An 18,411-nucleotide genomic window follows, 5' to 3' on the forward strand; every position below is an offset into this window, starting at 1 on the left:
GCGCCCCCTCGAGCCTGCGCAGCGGGGCGCGTCGCCGTGCGCCTCGTCGCCCACCCGCTTGCTCCCTTGCGCGCCGCCCTGTAGAGCGCGGGCCAACAACCAAGCCATCCCCCGAAGGACCAAACATGGCCGCGCAATACGCCTACGTCATGAAGAACATGACGAAGACCTTCCCCGGCGCGCAGAAGCCGGTGCTCAACAACATCAACCTGCAGTTCTACCAGGGCGCCAAGATCGGCATCGTCGGCCCCAACGGCGCGGGCAAGTCGACGCTGATCAAGATCATGGCCGGGGTCGACAAGGATTTCACCGGCGAAGCCTGGCCGGGCGAGAACATCACCGTCGGCTATCTCGAGCAGGAGCCCCAGCTCGATCCGACCAAGACCGTGCTCGAAAACGTCAAGGACGGCGCGCGCGAAGTGGCCGACCTCGTCGACCGCTTCAACGAGATCAGCAACATCATGGCCGATCCGCCGGAAGACGCCGATTTCGACGCGCTGATGGAGGAAATGGGCGACCTGCAGGGCAAGATCGACGCGGTCGACGGCTGGACGCTCGACAACCAGCTCGAGATCGCAATGGAGGCGCTGCGCTGCCCGCCGGGCGACTGGAGCGTGGAAAGCCTCTCGGGCGGTGAGAAGCGCCGCATCGCGCTGACCCGCCTGCTGATCCAGAAGCCCTCGATCCTGCTGCTGGACGAACCGACCAACCACCTCGACGCCGAAAGCGTGCAGTGGCTGGAAAACCACCTCAAGGAATATGCGGGCGCGGTGCTGATGATCACCCACGACCGCTACTTCCTCGACAACGTGGTCGGCTGGATCCTCGAACTCGACCGCGGCTCGTACTACCCCTACGAAGGCAACTACTCGACCTATCTCGAGAAGAAGGCCAAGCGGCTCGAGCAGGAAAGCCGCGAGGAAAGCGGCAAGCAGAAGGCGCTGCAGCGCGAACTCGAATGGATCCGCCAGACCCCGGCGGCGCGCCAGACCAAGAGCAAGGCCCGCGTGCGCAAGTTCGAGGAACTGCAGAACGCGCAGGACAACCGCCCCGTCACCAAGGCGCAGATCGTCATCCAGGTGCCCGAACGCCTCGGCGGCAAGGTTATCGAGGTCAAGAACATCTCGAAGGCCTATGGCGACAAGCTGCTGTTCGAGGACCTGTCGTTCACCCTGCCGCCGGGCGGCATCGTCGGCGTGATCGGGCCGAACGGCGCGGGCAAGTCCACGCTGTTCAAGATCCTCACCGGCAAGGAACAGCCCGACAGCGGCACGGTGGAGATCGGCTCGACCGTCCACCTCGGCTATGTCGACCAGAGCCGCGACGACCTCGATCCGAAGAAGAACGTCTGGGAGGAAATCTCCGACGGGCTCGACTACATGGTCGTCAACAAGCAGGACATGAGCACGCGCGCCTATGTCGGCGCGTTCAACTTCAAGGGCCAGGACCAGCAGAAGAACGTCGGCAAGCTCTCGGGCGGTGAACGCAACCGCGTGCACATGGCCAAGATGCTCAAGCAGGGCGGCAACGTGCTGCTGCTCGACGAACCGACCAACGACCTCGACGTCGAAACGCTCTCGGCGCTCGAAGACGCGATCGAGAACTTCGCCGGCTGCGCCGTGGTCATCAGCCACGACCGCTTCTTCCTCGACCGCCTCGCCACCCACATCCTCGCGTTCGAAGGCAACAGCCACGTCGAATGGTTCGAAGGCAACTTCGAAGCCTACGAGGAAGACAAGCGCCGTCGCCTCGGCGACGCCGCCGACCGCCCCACCGCGCTCGCCTACAAGAAGCTGACGCGCTGAGCCTCGCGCTCGAAGGCAGTCGAATGGCCCCGCCGGACACGCTCCGGCGGGGTCTTTCGCATCAGGGGGCGACCCAGCCGCCGTGCCATGGCGCGCCGGGTTCCGCCCGCTGCAGCACCGCGCGCGTGCCGCCGCGCGAATCGAGGCGGAGCCAGTCGATCGTCAGCACGCTGACCAGCAGCACCGCGAAGTTGAGGCGGCCGGCGGCGGTCTCGGCGGTGGTGGGACGGCGCGCGGCGAGGGCCTCGGGCAGGCTTGCGCCCGGGGTCGCCGCCGCAACCCCGGGCGCCCGCAGCGCGAGGTAGCAGCGCCGCCCCATCGTCGAGGTCGCGGCCCATGCCGCATCGGCGGCATCCCCTTCGCGTTCGATCCGCGCAACGCCCTTGAGCCGCATCTGAACGCGCGCCGCGGGATCGTACCCCAGCACCGTCACGCGCGGATCGACGCCAAGCGCCGCGACTTTGGGCGCGCGCGCATCGGTGTGGAAGCGCAGCGCGGCGAGCGCCGGGTCGACGCCGCGCAGGACCATGACCCGCGCATCGCCATCGCCGCCTGCCACCACCGGCGCGTGCATCGCGTGGCGCCGCGAGGCGACCGCCGCCGCCAGTTGCCGGTACACCTCGGCAGGAAGCGCATCCGTGGTTTCCACCATCGACCTATTCACTTTGACATAGAGAAACCTGAACGAAAAGCGCTAGGCCGGTTCAGGACCATGACAGCGCGTCGAGCGTAGAGCGATAGCACACAACGCCGCGAATGGATCGCGGCGCCGCGTATCCGGAGAGATGGCCATGCGTGCCAAGTCCTTCCTCAAGACCGGCATCGGCGCCACACTGGCGCTTGCCACCCTCGCCTCGGCGCTGCCCGCGCAGGCGCAGGAGCGCGAACGCGGCGACCGTCGCGAGCGCAGCGAAATCCAGGGCCCGCGCGGCGGCTTCGACCGCCCGGCGCCCCAGGTCCGGCAGGAGGCGCCGCACGGCATCGCCCGCGACTGGTCCAATGCCGGCGCCGCCAACCGCCCGCAACCCGCCTGGCGCGGTCAGCAGGGCGGCGTGTCGCAGCCGCAGGCGCCGCAGCAGGTCCAGAACCAGCCTGCGCAGCGCGGCTGGGACGGCCAGCGCTGGAACGGCGACGGCTCGCGCCAGAGCACGCCCCGGCCCGGCTGGAACGGCGCCGGACAGCGCCCGGCCTGGTCGAGCAACGACAACGCGCGTCACGACAACGACCGCTGGAACGGCGAGCGCCGGGACGGCGACCGGCGCTGGGACCGCGACTGGCGCGACAACGACCGCCGCGACGCCGACCGGGATCGGGACCGCGACCGGGATCGCGACCGCTGGCGCGACAACGACAGCTGGCGCCGCGACGCCGACCGGCGCTGGGACAACGACCGCCGCTGGGACAACGACCGCCGCTGGAACGACTACAACCGCTGGGGCAATTACCAGTATCGTCGCTGGAACAACGACTGGCGCCGCGACAACCGCTACAACTGGTATGCCTGGCGCAACCAGAACCGCAACATCTTCCGCGGCGGTTATTACTACTCGCCCTATCGCAACTACAGCTACAGCCGGTTGAGCATCGGCATCACGCTGGGATCGCCGTTCTATGCCGATCGCTACTGGATCAGCGACCCCTGGGCCTACCGCCTGCCGCCCGCCTACGGACCGTACCGCTGGGTGCGTTACTGGGACGACGTCCTGCTGGTCGATACCTACACCGGTCGCGTGGTCGACGTGATCTACGACTTCTTCTGGTAAGTCCTGCCGGACGAGGCGCCGGGAGCGTCGCTGGAAAGGGCCCTGCCGCACGCGCGGCGGGGCCTTTTTCGCGCGTCAGCGCAAGGCGCCGATCGAGCCGAGCACGCGCTGCATAAGCCCGTAGCCATCAGGCGTCAGCCGCACGTAGCGGCGGCGCGCATCGCCGCGATCGTCGGCGCGATAGACCAGCCCCTCGCGCTCGAGGCGGGCGATCCAGCGCAGAATCGTGGTCGAGGGCACGCCCGCTTCGATGCATACGCTCGACACCTGCAAGTCCTCGTTGCGATGACGCGCGAGATACAGGTCGAGCAGAATGTCCCAGCCCGGTTCGCCGAACAGACCCTTGACCGGGTTGGCGGCGTCGCGGCGGCGACGAAGGTCGTAAAGCGCCTTGGCCAGTCGGTAGCTTTCGACTTCGGTATCGACTCTCGCTTCCAAAAAACCGACCTTCCCCGAACCGCAGAGTCGTCGTCTGCCGACATTCTGACGTGTCGCGAATATCCGACCGGTCTAGCGTGAAACCGTTCTACTTCCGCGACCCGAGCGTTACGTAATTACCGAAGAGCGCAGCTTTCACGTGGGTTTGCGCCGCCTCTAGTTAACGGGTTTGTAATCATATTATTCTGGTGAAGTTTCAATGTTTCCTGTCCGGATCGGATGAAAAGGACGGGGAACGGGGAAACGTTTGCGCGACTTTGTTGCGGGTTCTGTGCCGGCCCGCGCCGACAAGTCGCAATCGCAACAATGGCTTGCCCATCGCCCGCACTTGCGGGGCGTCGCGCGCTGCGCCATGGTGCAAGGCACCGACATGCCCTCGCCCCGCCGCGCGCCTTTCCGCGATCCCGATACCCGCGCCCTCGCCGAACTGGGCGAAAGCGTGCGCGCGCGGCTCGATGCCGATCCCCAGGCCTATCGCCTGCCGGTCGAGGGATTCGAGATCTACGGCCTGTCGCAGTTCTTCAGCGCGGCCGAATGCGAGCGGCTGATGCGCATCGTCGACGCCGTGGCGCAGCCTTCGGCAACCTATGGGAACGATGCCTTTTCGGGGCGCACCAGCTACTCGGGCGACGTCGATCCCGCCGATCCGTTCATCCTCATGCTGCAACGCCGGATCGACGACCTCGTCGGCCTTGCGCCGTCCTACGGCGAGACGATCCAGGGCCAGCGCTATACCGTGGGCCAGGAGTTCCGCGCCCACTTCGATCACTTCTCCCCCGACCAGGCGTTCTGGGAAGCCGAGCAGGCGCGCGGGGGACAGCGCAGTTGGACCGCGATGGCCTACCTCAACGCGGTCGAGGAAGGCGGTTCGACCGACTTTCCCAAGGTGCCCCTGTCGATCCCGCCGCAGCCCGGCACGCTGATCGTGTGGAACAACATGAAGCCGGACGGCACGCCCAATCCGCGCAGCCTCCACGCGGGCACCCCGGTGATCCGCGGCACCAAGTACGTGCTGACCAAATGGTACCGGGCGCGCCCGTGGTGGTGACCGGCCCGGCCCCCGCCGCGCGCCCGTCTTCCGCCCCGCGCCTGTCCACCTTGCGCCCGCCGTCCGCGATCGGCCGTGCCGCGCTGGCGCTGGCCGCGGCGCCGCTGCTGGCGCTGACGGGGTGCGCCGGCACGATGCCGCGCCCGGCGCCCGCCCCGCTCCTCCCCGCGCCCGCGCCCGCGCCCGCGCCGGTCCAGCCCGCCCCGAGCGAGCCGGCCGCGGCCCTACCCGCGATGGACGCGCCCGCGCCCGCTGCGCCGGCGGACGATGCGGCGAGGCTCGACCGGCTCTTCGCCGACGATGCGCGCAGCGAACAGGCGCTCGATCCGCTGGCCGGGCTGGAGCGCGGCGAACGGGTCTCGGCCGAGCGCTTCCGCCTGCTGTTCACGCCCGAGCTGGTCCGCCGCCAGCGCGAACTGAACGCCGAAGCGCTGGCGCGGCTCGCGCAGATCGACCGCGCCGGCCTCGACGAGGCGCACCGCATCTCGTTCGACGTGTTCCGGGCCAGCAAGCTCGACGAGCAGGCGCTGCTCGCGCCCGCCACCGTCGCGCTGACCGGGCCGCGCCCGTTCAACCACTTCGGCGGGTTCCACGTCGAATTCCCCGGGCTGGTTTCGGCCGAAAGCGCGATGCCGCTCGACACCCTTGCCGATTACGAAGCACGCCTCGCGCTCGACCGCGCGCTGCCCGACGTGTTCGACACCGCGATCGCCCGTTTTCGCGAGGGCATCGCCAGCGGGGTGACCGAACCGCGGCTGACGGTGCGCAACATGCTCGCCCAGATCGACGCGATCCTCGCCACGCCGCCGGCGCAGTCGACCTTCACCTCGCCGGTCCGCCCGCTGGCGCGCTCGCTGCGCGCGGCCGACCGGCGCGCGCTGGCCGCGGCGTTCCTCGACGTCACGCGCGACCAGGTCTACCCCGCGTACCGGCGGCTGCGCGATTTCCTTGCCGGCGAATACTACGCCGCAGCGCGCGAGGAGCCGGGGCTGTCGGCCATGCCGGGCGGCGAACAGCTCTACCGCACGCTGGTGCGCCAGCACACCACGCTCGACCTCGATCCGGCGGCGGTCCACCGGCTCGGCCTCGCCGAAGTCGCGCGGATCCAGGCCGAGATGGAGCAGGTCAAGCAGGAGCTGGGCTTCGCCGGTCCGCTGCCCGCCTTCTTCGACCGCATCCGGCTAGACCCCCGCTTTCATCCGCGCAGCGCCGAGGAGCTGGCCCGCGGCTTCGAGGCGGTGGGGCGCAAGGTCGATGCGCTGGCGCCGCGCTATTTCGTCCACCTGCCGCGCACGCCGCTGCTGGTCCAGGCCTATCCCGCCTATCGGGCGCAGTACGAGGCCGGCGGCAGCTACAGCCAGGGCGCGCCGGACGGCAGCCGGCCCGGGGTGTTCTACTTCAACACCTACGACCTCAAGAGCCGGTTCCTGTCGGGCGTGACCACGCTCTACCTCCACGAAGGCGCGCCCGGCCACCACTTCCAGATCAGCCTGGCGCAGGAGAACACCGCGCTTCCCGACTTCCAGCGCTTCGGCGGCAATACCGCCTATGTCGAAGGCTGGGCGCTCTATGCCGAGACGCTGGGCTACGAGATGGGCCTGTACAAGGACCCGATGCAGCACTGGGGCACGCTCGACGACGAGATGCTGCGGGCGATGCGGCTGGTGGTCGACACCGGGATCCACACGCAAGGGTGGAGCCGCGAGCGCGCGATCGACTACATGCTCGCCAATTCGGGCATGGGCCGCACCGACGCGACCGCCGAAGTCGAACGCTACATCGCCAATCCCGGTCAGGCGCTGGCCTACAAGATCGGCGCGCTGACGATCCAGCGCCTGCGCCGCAAGGCCGAAGCGGAGCTTGGCGCACGCTTCGACATCCGCCGCTTCCACGACCAGGTGCTGATGAGCGGGGCCTTGCCGTTGCCGGTGCTCGAGGCGAAGATCGACCGCTGGATCGCGCGCGAACGCGCCGCGCCTGCGCCCTGACGCTCGTCGGCCCGGGCTCGGCGGTTCGTCGAGCAAGGCTCGCGCGCGCAGCCGGCGATGACCAGGATGCGGGCAAAATCAGGGAGCTGATCGAATGGTGCGCCGCATTCTTCCGTTCGTTCTTTCCGGCCTCGCGCCGGCCGTGGCCCTCGGGCAGGCACAGGGGCAGGGAGCGGCACAGGCACAGGCACAGGCACCGGCACCGGCTTCGCGCCCCGCCGTCTCGGTCGCGACGCCGGTGGCGCGCGCGGTCGTCGACCAGCTGGCGAGCGCGCTAGAGCGCGATTTCGTCTATCCCGAGACCGGCGCGCGCTATGGCGCGATGCTGCGCGGCAACCTTGCCGGGGGCGCCTACGATGCGCTCGCCGGAAAGGACCTTGCCGACAGGCTGACCGACGACCTGCAGGCGGTCCAGCCCGACGGCCACTTGCGCGTGCGCTTCACCGCCGACGAGGCTCCTGCGGCAACACCGCACTCGGCCTCGGTGCCGCGCCCGGCGCCAATCGAGCAGGCCCGCTGGATCAGCCCGGACATCGCCTTCGTGCGCTACAACCTGTTCACCGGCGACGACGACGAGGTCGCGGCGACGCGCGCCTTCATGGACACCCACGCCGGCGCCAAGGTGCTGATCTTCGATTTGCGCACCCACCGCGGCGGCGGACTCGACGAGATGGACGCGATCCTGCCCTGGCTGTTCGACAAGCCCACCGGGCTCGTGCGCATGGCGACGCGCAAGTCGGTGGCGGCGAGCGGCAACAGCCCGCTGCAGGGCGTGCCCACGCTGCACGAGGTGGCGGGCGATCCCGCCTTCGTGACGCAGGAGCACCGGGTCGAGCCGGGCGCGAACCCGGCGCTGCGCAAGGCGCGGGTCTATCTCCTGACCTCGCCGCGGACCGCCTCGGCGGGCGAGCACTTCACGCAAGCGATGAAGTCCACCCGCCGGGCGACGATCGTCGGCGAAGCCACCGCGGGCGCCAACCATTTCGGCTACGGGCTCGACCTGCCCAACGGCTTTTCCACCTTCGTCCCGGTCGGGAGGACTTTCGATCCGGCGACGGGCAAGGACTGGGAAGGCGCAGGCATCGCGCCCGACATCGCGGTCCCGGCGCGCGAGGCGCTGGCGACCGTGCTGGTCCGCGAAGGCGTGCCCCGCGCCCAGGCGCAGGCGGTGTCCGACGCGCTGATGCCCGCCGCGCCGATGACGCGGCGCTAGGCGCCGACCGGCACCCCGGCGACTTCGTTGACCACCGCCTCGGTGTTGGTGGCGACGTCGTCGACCTGGCCCTGGAGCTGGCCGAGCTTGTTGAAGACCTTGTCGATCTTGCGGTGCAGCCGCAGGATCTCGAGCTGGGTGCGCAAGTTGACCTCGTAGTCGTGGTGCGCGGTCAGGCGGTCCTTCTGCGACTGGCGGTTCTGGCTCATCATGATCACCGGCGCCTGGAGCGCGGCGAGGGTCGAGAGCATCAGGTTGAGGAACACGTAAGGGTATTCGTCCCACTCGGGCACGATCCCGTCGGCGAGCTTCGAATTGATCAGCATCCAGGCGAGCAGCACGACCGCGAAGACGATGATGAAGCCCCACGAACCGCCCACCGCCGCCACCCGGTCGGCGAGGCGCTGGCCGAAGGTCATCTGCACCGCGGCGAGTTCGTCCGCGTCGCAATCCTCGATCTCGCCCGAGGCGACGCGGGCGAGGACGCGCTGCTCCTCGACGCCGAGGTCGTCGAAATTGCGCCCGAGCAGTTCCTCGGCAAGGCTTTCGGCGGTGGGCGCGTTGATCGGCATCGCTGCCCCAACGGGCAGGGGAACCGATTGTTTCCTAACGTTTCCGCAATGTGGGCGCGGTGGCGCTCGCCATGCCCAGCGTCTCGGCGGCGATCTGCTGGAGGCGCACGGTGACGGCGGGGTTCATGCCGAGGTCGTCGGCGGCGCGCTCGCGCGCGCCGAGGCTGCGCGGGTCGACCCCGGTAATCGCGCCGAAGGCGACCAGCGCCTCGAGGTAATAGCCCTCGGTGCTGGCGTGGTACTGGTCCCAGGTCCACAGGTCGACCTGCCCGAAGGCGGTGCCGTCGTAGGGGTTGGGGTCGGCGACCCCGGCCTCGACCGCGCGCATCCACGCCGCGCCCACGGGCAGCGGCGGGCCGAACCGGCTCGAGCCTTCGCCCGCCTGGCGATTGGCCGCAGCGACGGTATCGGCCAGCGCGCCGAGCGGCTTGCCGGACCACGGACTGCCCGGCCGCCAGGCAAGGTCGGCGCGCGGCCAGGTCGAGACCAGCCGCACCGAGACCGCGGGATTGCGCCGCGCCATCATCTCGGCGAGCCGCAGCGCGGCGGCGACATGGCGCGCGGGGTTGCCGGGGCTTGCCGCATCGAGCGTCGAATAGCCCTGGAGCACGACGACGTCCCAGGCGCGGTCGATCCGGCCTGCGCGCTTGTCGAGATGGAAGGCGAGATCCTGCCCGCCCGCGGTCTCGAGGCTGACCTGCCAGTCCTGCCCGGTCTGCTCGGCGAACGTGCGGAACAGCGCGGGCACCCCGCCGATGCCTTCGCCGTTGAGGTCGGTCACCCGCTCTGGATGATAGCGCCGGACCGGCGATCCCTGGCCGTAGGTGAACGAGTTGCCGACGAACAGGACGGTCCTGGCCAGCGCCCCGCCCGCGCCCGAAAGCGCGAGCGCCGCGGCCAGAACGGTCGTCACAAGGCGGCGCTTCACCCCTCGAGCGCCTCGGCAATCAGCGCGCGGGTGTTGGCGATGCCGTAGAGCGCGATGAAGCTGCCCATGCGCGGGCCGGCCGAGGAGCCGAGCAGCGTTTCGTAGAGCGCCTTGAACCAGTCGCGCAGGGTTTCGAAGCCGTAGTGCGGGTCCTTGCCGATCTCGTAGACGATGTTCTGCAGCAGCTCGGCGGTGGCATCGTCGCTGGTCGCGGCGAGTTCCTCGTCGAGCGCGGCGAGCGCGCGCGCCTCGTTCTCCTCGGGCTTGCGACGGCGGAGCGTCGGCGCGACGAAATCGCGGTTGTAGGCGAGCGCGTTGGTGACGAGCCCGTCGAGCGCAGGGTGCGCCGCCGGATCGGCATTCTCGACATAGTTGGCAAGGTACGACCAGACCTGCTCGCGCGTCGCGTGCGCGCCGAGCACGCCGACGAGGTTGAGCAGCAGGCCGTAAGTGACGGGGAGCGCTTCCCCTTCCCCGCCGGAGCCGCCAGCCGCTTCGCCGTTGGCGCGCAGCAGGTGCCAGACCGGGTTGCCGAGTTGCTGTTCGACCGGCTGGGCGGGGATCTTCTCGCGGAACTGCCAGTATTCGTCGACCGCGCGGGCGATCACGCCGGGGTGCAGGCTCTTGGCGCTCTTGGGTTCGCGGAACAGGTAGAAGCCGAGGCTTTCCTCGCTGCCGTAGGTCAGCCACTGCTCGATGGTCAGGCCGTTGCCCTTGGACTTGGAGATCTTCTCGCCGTTTTCATCGAGGAACAGCTCGTAGATCAGGCCCTCGGGCGGGCGCCCGCCCAGCGCGCGGGCGATCTTGCCGCTTTCGCGCACGCTGTCGGTGAGGTCCTTGCCGCACATCTCGTAATCAACGCCGAGCGCCACCCAGCGCATCGCCCAGTCGACCTTCCACTGCAGCTTGGACCGGCCGCCGAGGATCGACTGTTCGACCACCGCGCCATCGGCATCGGTGAAGCGGACGAGCCCGGCTTCGGCGTCGATCACCTCGATCGGCACCTGCAGCACTTCGCCGGTGCTGGGCGAGACCGGCAGGACGGGCGAATAGGTCTTGCGCCGTTCTTCGCGAAGCGTCGGCAGCATGATGCCCATGATGGCGTCGAAGTGGCGCAGCACGCCCCTCAGCGCATCGTCGAAGGCGCCGGAATTGTAGCGGTCCGAGGCCGAGACGAATTCGTAGTCGAAGCCGAACCGGTCGAGGAAGTCGCGCAGCATCGCGTTGTTGTGGTGCGCGAAGCTTTCGTGGGTGCCGAAGGGATCGGGAATGCGGCTGAGGGGCTTGCCGAGGTTGGCCGCAAGCACGTCCTTGTTGGGGACGTTGTCGGGCACCTTGCGCAAGCCGTCCATGTCGTCGGAAAAGGCGACGAGGCGCGTGGGATGGCCGCCCGTCAGGACTTCATAGGCGCGGCGCACGAGCGTGGTGCGCAGCACTTCCTGGAAGGTGCCGATGTGCGGCAGGCCCGACGGGCCGTAGCCGGTTTCGAACAGCACGGGCACGAGATTGCCTTCGGCGTCCTTCTTGCCGCCCGGGAAGCGCTTGACGAGCTTGCGGGCTTCCTCGAACGGCCATGCCTTCGAGGTCTGGGCGGCGGTGAAAACGGCGTCTGTCATGGTGACCGCCCTTTCCCCTTTTGCCGCTGCGAAGGCAAGAGCGAAGGGGCATCGACGACCCCGCCGGGACCAGGGGGGTTGACGGGGTTTACACAGTCCTGTGAAAAAACTTCGACGGGGCGCCCGGGCCAGGAAAAATTGCCACGAAACCGTTGGAAATCTGCGGCAAAGGTTGCTGACATGCCCGTCAGATATCAGCTTGCGGCGCTGTAGGAAAATGCTTCTTCCAAGTAATCAATCAAATCGGTAGACAAACACCGATCCTGTTTCACGAGAGGAATTGCCGATGACCGATCTGTCCAAGGCCCGCCCCGAGACGCTGGCGCTGCACGCGGGCTGGCGCGCCGATCCGACGACGGGATCGGTGGCGGTGCCGATCCACCAGACGACGAGCTACCAGTTCCAGTCGACCGAACACGCCGCCAACCTGTTCTCGCTGTCGGAGCTGGGCAACATCTACACGCGGCTGATGAACCCGACGACCGACGTGCTCGAGCAGCGGCTGGCCGCGCTCGAAGGCGGCGCGGCGGCGGTGGCGACCGCTTCGGGCCAGGCGGCCTCGACCTTCGCGGTGCTCAACCTCGCCCGCGCCGGCGACAACATCGTCAGTTCCACCAACCTCTACGGCGGCACCTGGAACCTGTTCGCCAATACGCTGAAGGACCTCGGCATCGAAGTGCGCTTCGTCGACCCGGCCGATCCCGAAGCCTTCCGCGCCGCGACCGACGATCGCACCCGCGCCTACTATGCCGAGAGCCTGCCCAATCCGAAGCTGGAGGTCTTCCCCATCGCCGAAGTCGCCGCGATCGGGCGCGAACACGGCATTCCGCTGATCGTCGACAACACCGCGGCGCCGCTGCTGATCCGTCCGTTCGACCATGGCGCGGCGGTGGTGGTCTATTCGACCACCAAGTACATCGGCGGCCACGGCACCTCGATCGGCGGGGCGATCATCGATGGCGGCAACTTCGAATGGGACGCGTCGCCTGAACGCCAGCCGCTGCTCAACACGCCCGATCCCAGCTACCACGGCGCGGTCTGGGCGCGCGACATCAAGCCGCTGGGCCCCATCGCCTATGCCATCCGCGCCCGCGTGATCCTGCTGCGCGACATCGGCGCGGCGCTTTCGCCGTTCAACGCCTTCCAGCTGATCCAGGGACTCGAGACGCTGCCGCTGCGGATCGAGCGCCACAGCGAAAACGCGGCCAAGGTCGCCGCCTTCCTGGCCGCGCATCCCAAGGTCACGGCGGTGATCCACCCCTCGCAGGCCACGGGCCGCGCGAAGGAACTGGCCGACACGTACCTGACGCGCGGAGCAGGCGGCCTCGTCGGCTTCGAGCTGGCGGGCGGCGCGGAGGCGGGCAAGCGCTTCATCAACGCGCTGGCGCTGTTCTACCACGTCGCCAACATCGGCGATGCGCGCAGCCTGGCGATCCATCCGGCCTCGACCACCCATTCGCAGCTTTCGCCCGAGGAGCAGGCGGCGACCGGGGTGAGCCCGGGCTACGTGCGGCTGTCGATCGGCATCGAGCACATCGACGACATCCTGGCCGACCTGGCCCAGGCGCTCGACGCGGCCTGACCACGCGCAAGCAGCCGGTAACGCCTGGTGCGTTACTCTCCCCCCTGCCGCTTCCGGGGCCGCTCTCTGCGCTGCCTTCGGAACCGGCAGGGGGACGAGCGATGACCGACGCGGAACTGCAGGAGATCCTGGCGCGCGAACTGCTGCCGGGCGAGCGGCTGGTGTGGCAGGCGCGGCCCGATCCGCGCCGGATGCGCGCGCCGTTCGCGATCTGGCTGTTCGCGGTGCCGTGGACGGTGTTCGCGCTGGCATGGGAAGCCATGGCGCTGGTGCCGCTGTTCGGCGCCGGCGGCACCCCGGGCATGATCCGCTATACCTTCGGCATCGCCTTTCCGATCTTCGGCCTGCCGTTCATCGCCGTCGGCTTCGCCATGCTCGGCGCGCCGTTCTGGGCGCGCGGCGCGGCGGCGCGCTCGATCTACGGGCTGACCGGGCGGCGGATCCTGCGCGTGACCGCGGGGCGCCGGCGCGTGGTCAGAAGCGTGCCGTTCGACGCGATGGGCCCGATCGACGTGCGCGTCGCCGTTGATGGCTGGGGCACGCTGCGGATCGAGACCGGCAGCCACATCGACAGCGACGGCGACCGGGTGACCGAGCGCTTCGAGGTCGAGGCCGTGCCCGACGTCGCCCGGCTGGAAGCGCTGCTGCTGGAGATGCGCAGGACGCGGGCCTGAACGGCTAGCCCGATGTGACGCGGTTGAAACGAATGCGGGGTGTGCGGGGCCGGCCGCTGCGCGGGGCCTGTCATGTGCGATGCGCTTTGTCGGTGTGGGCTGTTCGGCTGTTTCGGACGTTCCGGCGTTTCGGCGCTTCGGCTGATGCTGTCGCTGCGGGCGATCCTGCCGCAGTGTGCGCGGGGTGGCGCTCGAACCACCCCGCGCAGCGCGTGGCGTGATGATGACCGGACGGGGTATCGATCCGGGGACAATCGTCATGCCACGAAATGCCGTCGAGCATTCCTGCAACCCTGATGTAATACTGACATGTATTCGGTAATAATCAATCAGAATTTGCCCCGGCAGCGCAACAAGGGGGGCAAAGATGGGTCCGAATTGCTTCGCTTTGCCGCGCAAGACGAAAAGGCGGCCGTGCCGGGGCACGACCGCCTTCCCGTGGAGACGCTGACTGAAGTATATGAAATAAAGGGGTTTTCTTACTTCAGGAGCGAGAGCACGTTCTGCTGGGCCTGGTTCGCCTGCGCGATCATCGCGGTCGATGCCTGGCTGAGGATCTGGGCCTTGGCCATGGTGGTGGTTTCGGCCGAATAGTCGGTATCGAGGATGCGGCTGCGCGCGTCCGACAGGTTGGTGACGTTGTCGGTGAGGTTGCTGATCACCGATTCGAGCCGGTTCTGGCCGGCGCCGAACGAGGCGCGCGCCGCGCTGACTTCACCGAGCGAGGTATCGACCGAGCCGAGCGTGGTGGTCGCGGCGCCGGCGGCGCTGACGTCGAAGGTGACGGTGGCGATGCCCTTGCTGGTGATGTCGACGGTGTCGCTCGAATTGCCGCCGACCTGGATCGTGAAGGTCGCATCGGCAGTACCGAAGACGTTGTTGCCGTTGAACTTGGTGTTGGCGAGCACGTCGTTGATCTGGGTCGCCAGTTCCTGCACTTCGGCGTCCATGTAGCCGCGGTCGGTGTCCTGGTAAGTGCCCGAGGCCGACTGCACCGCGAGTTCGCGGACGCGCTGGAGCATGTTGGTCACTTCGTTGAGCGCGCCGTCGGCGGTCTGGGCAAGGCTGATGCCGTCGTTGGCGTTGCGGATGCCCTGGCTCATGCCCTTGATCTGCGAGGTCATGGTGGTGGTGATCGCGAGGCCCGCGGCATCGTCCTTGGCGCCGTTGATGCGCTTGCCGGTCGACAGGCGCTCCATCGCGATGCCGGCCATCTTGCCGGCCGCGTTCGAAGCATTGGCCGCCTTGATCGCGGCGATATTGGTGTTGATGACTGCCATTTCCCATTCTCCACTATGGGGCCGGAGAGACGCTCCGTTCCGTGTTCCGAAGCCAAGAACGACCGGCGGGGCGAGGTGTTAAGGGGGGATGGCGACGCCGGCGGGACTTGCCCGCTGTTCCGTTTCCGTTCACTGGAGAGACGCCAACCGGAGCGATGATGGACCCGCTGCCCCTTCCCGCGATTCACGCCTCCCACGGCGGCTGCTGGCTGCGCCAGGGCGACATGCTCGGCGCAGCGACGCGCGGCGTGGGCAAGGGCGAGGCGATCATGGCGGCCTCGGACACGCCGCTGCTGATGCTGAACGCGCCGCTGGTGGCGAGCCGGCTCGGCTATCCCGACCTCTCGGGGCTCGACCTGCTCGAGCTCTTCGCCTTCGTCCACCCGGCGCGCTTCGTGGTGCCGACGGCCAAGGGCCTCGCCCAGGCGCTCGGGCTCGAGCCGCCGGCGGGCGATGCCGCGGTGCCCGAGCTGCTGCAGCGCGCCGCCGCGGCGCTGCTGGCGCAGTGCGAGGCGGCGGACTGGGCCGAGCGCGAGGGCGCATGGACCGCGCTGCAATCGCTGGCGCGGCTGCGCTGGCCCTGGGCGGGGCTGCTCGCCCCCCACGTGCGCAAGCCCGACAAGGCCGAGCGCTGGCTGTTCGCACGGCTGCCGGAATGGGAGGAAGCGCCCGAGCGGCCGCAGCCCGCGCAAGTCGTGCTCGGCGCGGCCGAGATCGGCCTGCGGCTCGCCGCGCTGACCGGCGAGGGCGCCGAGGAGCGGCCCGCGCAGCTCGCCTTCGCCGAGGCCGTGGGCGGCGCCTTCGCGCCGCGCCGGGGCGCCCGGGAGCCGCACGTGGTGCTGGCGCAGGCCGGGACCGGCACGGGCAAGACGCTGGGCTACCTCGCGCCCGCCTCGCTGTGGTCGGGCAGGAGCGGCGGGACGGTCTGGGTCTCGACCTATACCAAGGCGCTGCAACGCCAGCTGCGACGCGAGAGCCGGCGCGCCTATGGCGAGGGCGCGGCGGGCGGCCAGCCGCCGGTGGTGGTGCGCAAGGGGCGCGAGAACTACCTGTGCCTGCTCAACCTCGAGGACGCGCTGCAGGGCGGCTTCCAGGGCCGCGCCGCGATCCTCGCGCAGCTGGTGGCGCGCTGGGCGGCCTATAGCCAGGACGGCGACATGATCGGCGGCGACCTGCCGGGCTGGCTCGGCACGCTGTTCCGCAAGCGCGGCATTACCGCGCTGACCGACCAGCGCGGCGAATGCGTCTATGCCGGGTGCCCGCATTACCGGAAGTGCTTCATCGAGCGCTCGGCGCGCGCGGCGGCCGGCGCGGAGCTGGTGATCGCCAACCACGCGCTGGTGATGGTCAATGCAGCGCGCGGGCGCGACGTCGCCAACCGGCCGACGCGGGTGGTCTTCGACGAAGGCCACCACGTATTCGAAGCGGCGGATTCGACCTTCTCGGCCGCGCTGACGGGTGCAGAGACGATCGAACTGCGGCGCTGGGTGATCGGCCCCGAAGGCAAGTCGCGCGGGCGGCGGCGCGGGCTTTCGGCGCGGCTCGCCGATGTCGCGAGCTACGACGAGCAGGGCGCGCTGGCGATCGCCGAGGCGGTCGCGGCGGCCGAGGCGCTGCCCTCGGACGGCTGGCTGGCGCGGATCGTCGAGGGCACGCCGTCGGGACCGCTCGAGGACCTGCTCGCCGCGGTGCGCGCGCTGGTCCACGCCCGCGACGAGAGCGGCGGCAGCGAGGCGGGCTACGGGCTCGAAACCGAGGTCGCCCAGCTCGACGGGCCGTTCGTCGAGATCGCCGGGCGCGCGCAGGAAGCGCTCGAGGCGCTGCGCCAGCCGCTGGTGCGCCTGGGCCTGCGGCTCGAGGCGCTGATCGAGGACGGGCCGGACTGGCTCGACGGCCCGGCGCGCGCCCGGATCGAAGGCGCGCGCGGCGCGATCGGCTGGAGGAGCGACCTCGTCGGCGGATGGATCGCGCTGCTGGCGCGGCTCGGCGGGCCGGCCGACCGCGACTTCGTCGACTGGCTGGCGGTCGACCGCTCGGACGGGCGCGAATGGGACATCGGCCTGCACCGCCACTACCTCGACCCGATGAAGCCGTTCGCCGAGAGCGTGCTGGCGCCGGCGCACGGCGTGGTGCTGACCAGCGCGACGCTGTGCGACCGGACCAACGAGTCGGGCGGCGACGACTGGGACAGCGCGGTTTCGCGCAGCGGCGCGCAGCATCTGGACGTCGCGCCGCGGCTGTTCGGCGCGGAAAGCCCGTTCGACTATGCCGCGCAAGCCGAAGTGCTGATCGTGACCGACGTGCCCAAGGGCGACATCGCCGCGCTCGCCGGCGCCTATGGCCGGCTGATCGAGGCCGCGGGCGGCGGCGTGCTCGGCCTGTTCACCGCGATCCGGCGGCTGCGCGCGGTCTATGGCCGGATCGCCGACCGGCTCGCCCGCGCAGGCCTGCCGCTCTATGCCCAGCACGTCGATCCGATCGACACCGGCACGCTGGTCGACATCTTCCGCGACGATCCCCGCGCCAGCCTGCTCGGCACCGACGCGCTGCGCGACGGGGTCGACGTGCCGGGCGATTCGCTCAAGGTCGTGGTGATGGAGCAGGTCCCCTGGCCCAAGCCGTCGATCCTGCACCGTGCGCGGCGGCTGGCGGCGAAGGACGCCGGCGGCGGGCAGCGGCACGACGACCGCATCATCCGCGCGCGGCTGGCGCAGGCGTTCGGGCGGCTGATCCGCTCGGGCACCGACCGCGGGCACTTCGTCGTCCTGTCCGCCGCCTTCCCCTCGCGCCTGCTGAGCGCCTTCCCGCCGGGCACGCCGGTGCGACGGGTGACACTCGATGCGGCTTTACAATTGGTCGCCGCCGGTGTTTCAGGGAGCGACCCGGCAGCACCGGCTGCAGCCCTCGACGGAAGGACCACGTGAAGACCCTGGCCCTGTTCCGCCATGCCAAATCGGACTGGAGCGACGCGCGCGCGCGCGACTTCGACCGGCCCTTGAACGCGCGCGGGCAACGCGGCGCGCTGGCGATGGGGCGGCACATCCGCTCGACCGGGCGGCGCTTCGACCGCATGGTCGCCTCGCCCGCGGTGCGCGTGGCCGAAACGATCGAGACCTCGAGCAAGGCCTGGGGCCGCACCTTCCCGGTCGAATGGGACCGGCGCATCTACCTTGCCAGCAGCGCGGTGCTGATGGACCTGCTGCGCGAGATCGGCGGCGACCCGCAAAGCGTGCTGATGGTGGGCCACAATCCCGGTCTCGAGGACCTGATCTTCGACCTCGTGCCCGACGACGGCAGCAGCCCCTTGCGCGACGTGGTGGTGCAGAAGTTCCCGACCGCGACCTATGCGGTGATGGAGCTCGCCATCGACCGCTGGGCCGACCTCGACGAAGGCTGCGCGAAGCTGGTCGAACTGAAGCGCCCGCGCGACCTCGATCCCGAACTGGGGCCCGAACTGCCCGATTGAGCGCGCGAAGGCGGCCTGCCCCTTTGCGAAGCAAGGAC

Annotated in this window: 15 protein-coding genes; 9 read left to right on the forward strand and 6 right to left on the reverse strand. The window is 69.6% G+C overall.

Annotated elements, in window-relative coordinates:
- Nucleotides 1-125 precede the first annotated feature (125 nt).
- Complete coding sequence (gene ettA, locus K3A85_RS00790) at nucleotides 126-1,805, forward strand: energy-dependent translational throttle protein EttA (protein ID WP_225204584.1); 1,680 nt, start codon at nucleotides 126-128, stop codon at nucleotides 1,803-1,805.
- Nucleotides 1,806-1,866: 61 nt separating this feature from the next.
- Here ettA and K3A85_RS00795 read toward each other — a convergent pair whose 3' ends face one another.
- Nucleotides 1,867-2,457 carry a PNPOx family protein gene (locus K3A85_RS00795; protein WP_225204585.1) on the reverse strand — a complete coding sequence of 197 codons (591 nt, stop codon included), beginning with the start codon at nucleotides 2,455-2,457 and terminating at the stop codon, nucleotides 1,867-1,869.
- Between the two features lie 139 nt (nucleotides 2,458-2,596).
- Between K3A85_RS00795 and K3A85_RS00800 the strand changes: the two genes are divergently transcribed.
- On the forward strand, nucleotides 2,597-3,568 hold the full coding sequence (locus tag K3A85_RS00800; RefSeq protein ID WP_225204586.1) for an RcnB family protein: 972 nt from the start codon (nucleotides 2,597-2,599) through the stop codon (nucleotides 3,566-3,568).
- 75 nt (nucleotides 3,569-3,643) lie between these two features.
- Here the strand turns inward: K3A85_RS00800 and K3A85_RS00805 are convergent, their stop codons facing one another.
- Nucleotides 3,644-4,006, reverse strand: a complete 363-nt coding sequence (locus K3A85_RS00805; RefSeq protein WP_225204587.1) for a winged helix DNA-binding protein — start codon at nucleotides 4,004-4,006, stop codon at nucleotides 3,644-3,646.
- 370 nt (nucleotides 4,007-4,376) lie between these two features.
- Between K3A85_RS00805 and K3A85_RS00810 the strand changes: the two genes are divergently transcribed.
- The 3 genes from K3A85_RS00810 (at nucleotide 4,377) to K3A85_RS00820 (ending at nucleotide 8,255) form a co-directional block, all read left to right on the forward strand.
- On the forward strand, nucleotides 4,377-5,054 hold the full coding sequence (locus tag K3A85_RS00810) for a prolyl hydroxylase family protein (protein WP_225204588.1): 678 nt from the start codon (nucleotides 4,377-4,379) through the stop codon (nucleotides 5,052-5,054).
- Nucleotides 5,051-7,042 carry a DUF885 domain-containing protein gene (locus K3A85_RS00815; RefSeq protein ID WP_225204589.1) on the forward strand — a complete coding sequence of 664 codons (1,992 nt, stop codon included), beginning with the start codon at nucleotides 5,051-5,053 and terminating at the stop codon, nucleotides 7,040-7,042. The genes K3A85_RS00810 and K3A85_RS00815 overlap by 4 nt, the downstream gene beginning before the upstream one ends.
- 94 nt (nucleotides 7,043-7,136) lie before the next feature.
- Nucleotides 7,137-8,255, forward strand: coding sequence for a S41 family peptidase (locus K3A85_RS00820; protein WP_225204590.1), 1,119 nt, complete (start codon nucleotides 7,137-7,139; stop codon nucleotides 8,253-8,255).
- Here K3A85_RS00820 and K3A85_RS00825 read toward each other — a convergent pair.
- Genes K3A85_RS00825 through K3A85_RS00835 form a run of 3 tightly spaced genes read right to left on the reverse strand, consistent with a single transcriptional unit; the run spans nucleotide 8,252 to nucleotide 11,371 of the window.
- A complete protein-coding gene (locus K3A85_RS00825) occupies nucleotides 8,252-8,827 on the reverse strand; it encodes a DUF1003 domain-containing protein (RefSeq protein WP_225204591.1) in 576 nt (191 codons plus the stop codon). The two genes, K3A85_RS00820 and K3A85_RS00825, sit on opposite strands and share 4 nt — an antisense overlap.
- Nucleotides 8,828-8,861: 34 nt before the next feature.
- Nucleotides 8,862-9,755 carry an SGNH/GDSL hydrolase family protein gene (locus K3A85_RS00830; protein ID WP_225204592.1) on the reverse strand — a complete coding sequence of 298 codons (894 nt, stop codon included), beginning with the start codon at nucleotides 9,753-9,755 and terminating at the stop codon, nucleotides 8,862-8,864.
- The gene (locus K3A85_RS00835) at nucleotides 9,752-11,371 is read right to left on the reverse strand and encodes a lysine--tRNA ligase (RefSeq protein WP_225204593.1); all 1,620 of its coding nucleotides are present in this window, start codon (nucleotides 11,369-11,371) and stop codon (nucleotides 9,752-9,754) included. Before K3A85_RS00835 ends, K3A85_RS00830 begins: the two co-directional genes overlap by 4 nt.
- 286 nt (nucleotides 11,372-11,657) lie before the next feature.
- On the opposite strand from K3A85_RS00835, the gene K3A85_RS00840 reads away from it, so the two are divergent.
- Together K3A85_RS00840 and K3A85_RS00845 are read left to right on the forward strand one after the other, a co-directional pair.
- On the forward strand, nucleotides 11,658-12,953 hold the full coding sequence (locus K3A85_RS00840) for an O-acetylhomoserine aminocarboxypropyltransferase/cysteine synthase family protein (RefSeq protein ID WP_225204594.1): 1,296 nt from the start codon (nucleotides 11,658-11,660) through the stop codon (nucleotides 12,951-12,953).
- Nucleotides 12,954-13,054: 101 nt separating this feature from the next.
- Nucleotides 13,055-13,627, forward strand: a complete 573-nt coding sequence (locus K3A85_RS00845; protein WP_225204595.1) for a hypothetical protein — start codon at nucleotides 13,055-13,057, stop codon at nucleotides 13,625-13,627.
- A 479-nt stretch (nucleotides 13,628-14,106) separates the two neighbouring features.
- Here the strand turns inward: K3A85_RS00845 and K3A85_RS00850 are convergent, their stop codons facing one another.
- Complete coding sequence (locus K3A85_RS00850; RefSeq protein WP_225204596.1) at nucleotides 14,107-14,907, reverse strand: flagellin N-terminal helical domain-containing protein; 801 nt, start codon at nucleotides 14,905-14,907, stop codon at nucleotides 14,107-14,109.
- A 158-nt stretch (nucleotides 14,908-15,065) separates the two neighbouring features.
- Here K3A85_RS00850 and K3A85_RS00855 point away from each other — a divergent pair, with 158 nt between their 5' ends.
- Nucleotides 15,066-17,831, forward strand: coding sequence for an ATP-dependent DNA helicase (locus tag K3A85_RS00855; RefSeq protein WP_225204597.1), 2,766 nt, complete (start codon nucleotides 15,066-15,068; stop codon nucleotides 17,829-17,831).
- Nucleotides 17,828-18,373: a SixA phosphatase family protein gene (locus K3A85_RS00860; RefSeq protein ID WP_225204598.1), complete on the forward strand. Its 546-nt coding sequence runs from the start codon at nucleotides 17,828-17,830 to the stop codon at nucleotides 18,371-18,373. The genes K3A85_RS00855 and K3A85_RS00860 overlap by 4 nt, the downstream gene beginning before the upstream one ends.
- The last annotated feature ends 38 nt before the right edge of the window (nucleotides 18,374-18,411 follow it).

This window comes from Novosphingobium huizhouense, assembly GCF_020179475.1.
Classification (GTDB): domain Bacteria; phylum Pseudomonadota; class Alphaproteobacteria; order Sphingomonadales; family Sphingomonadaceae; genus Novosphingobium; species Novosphingobium huizhouense.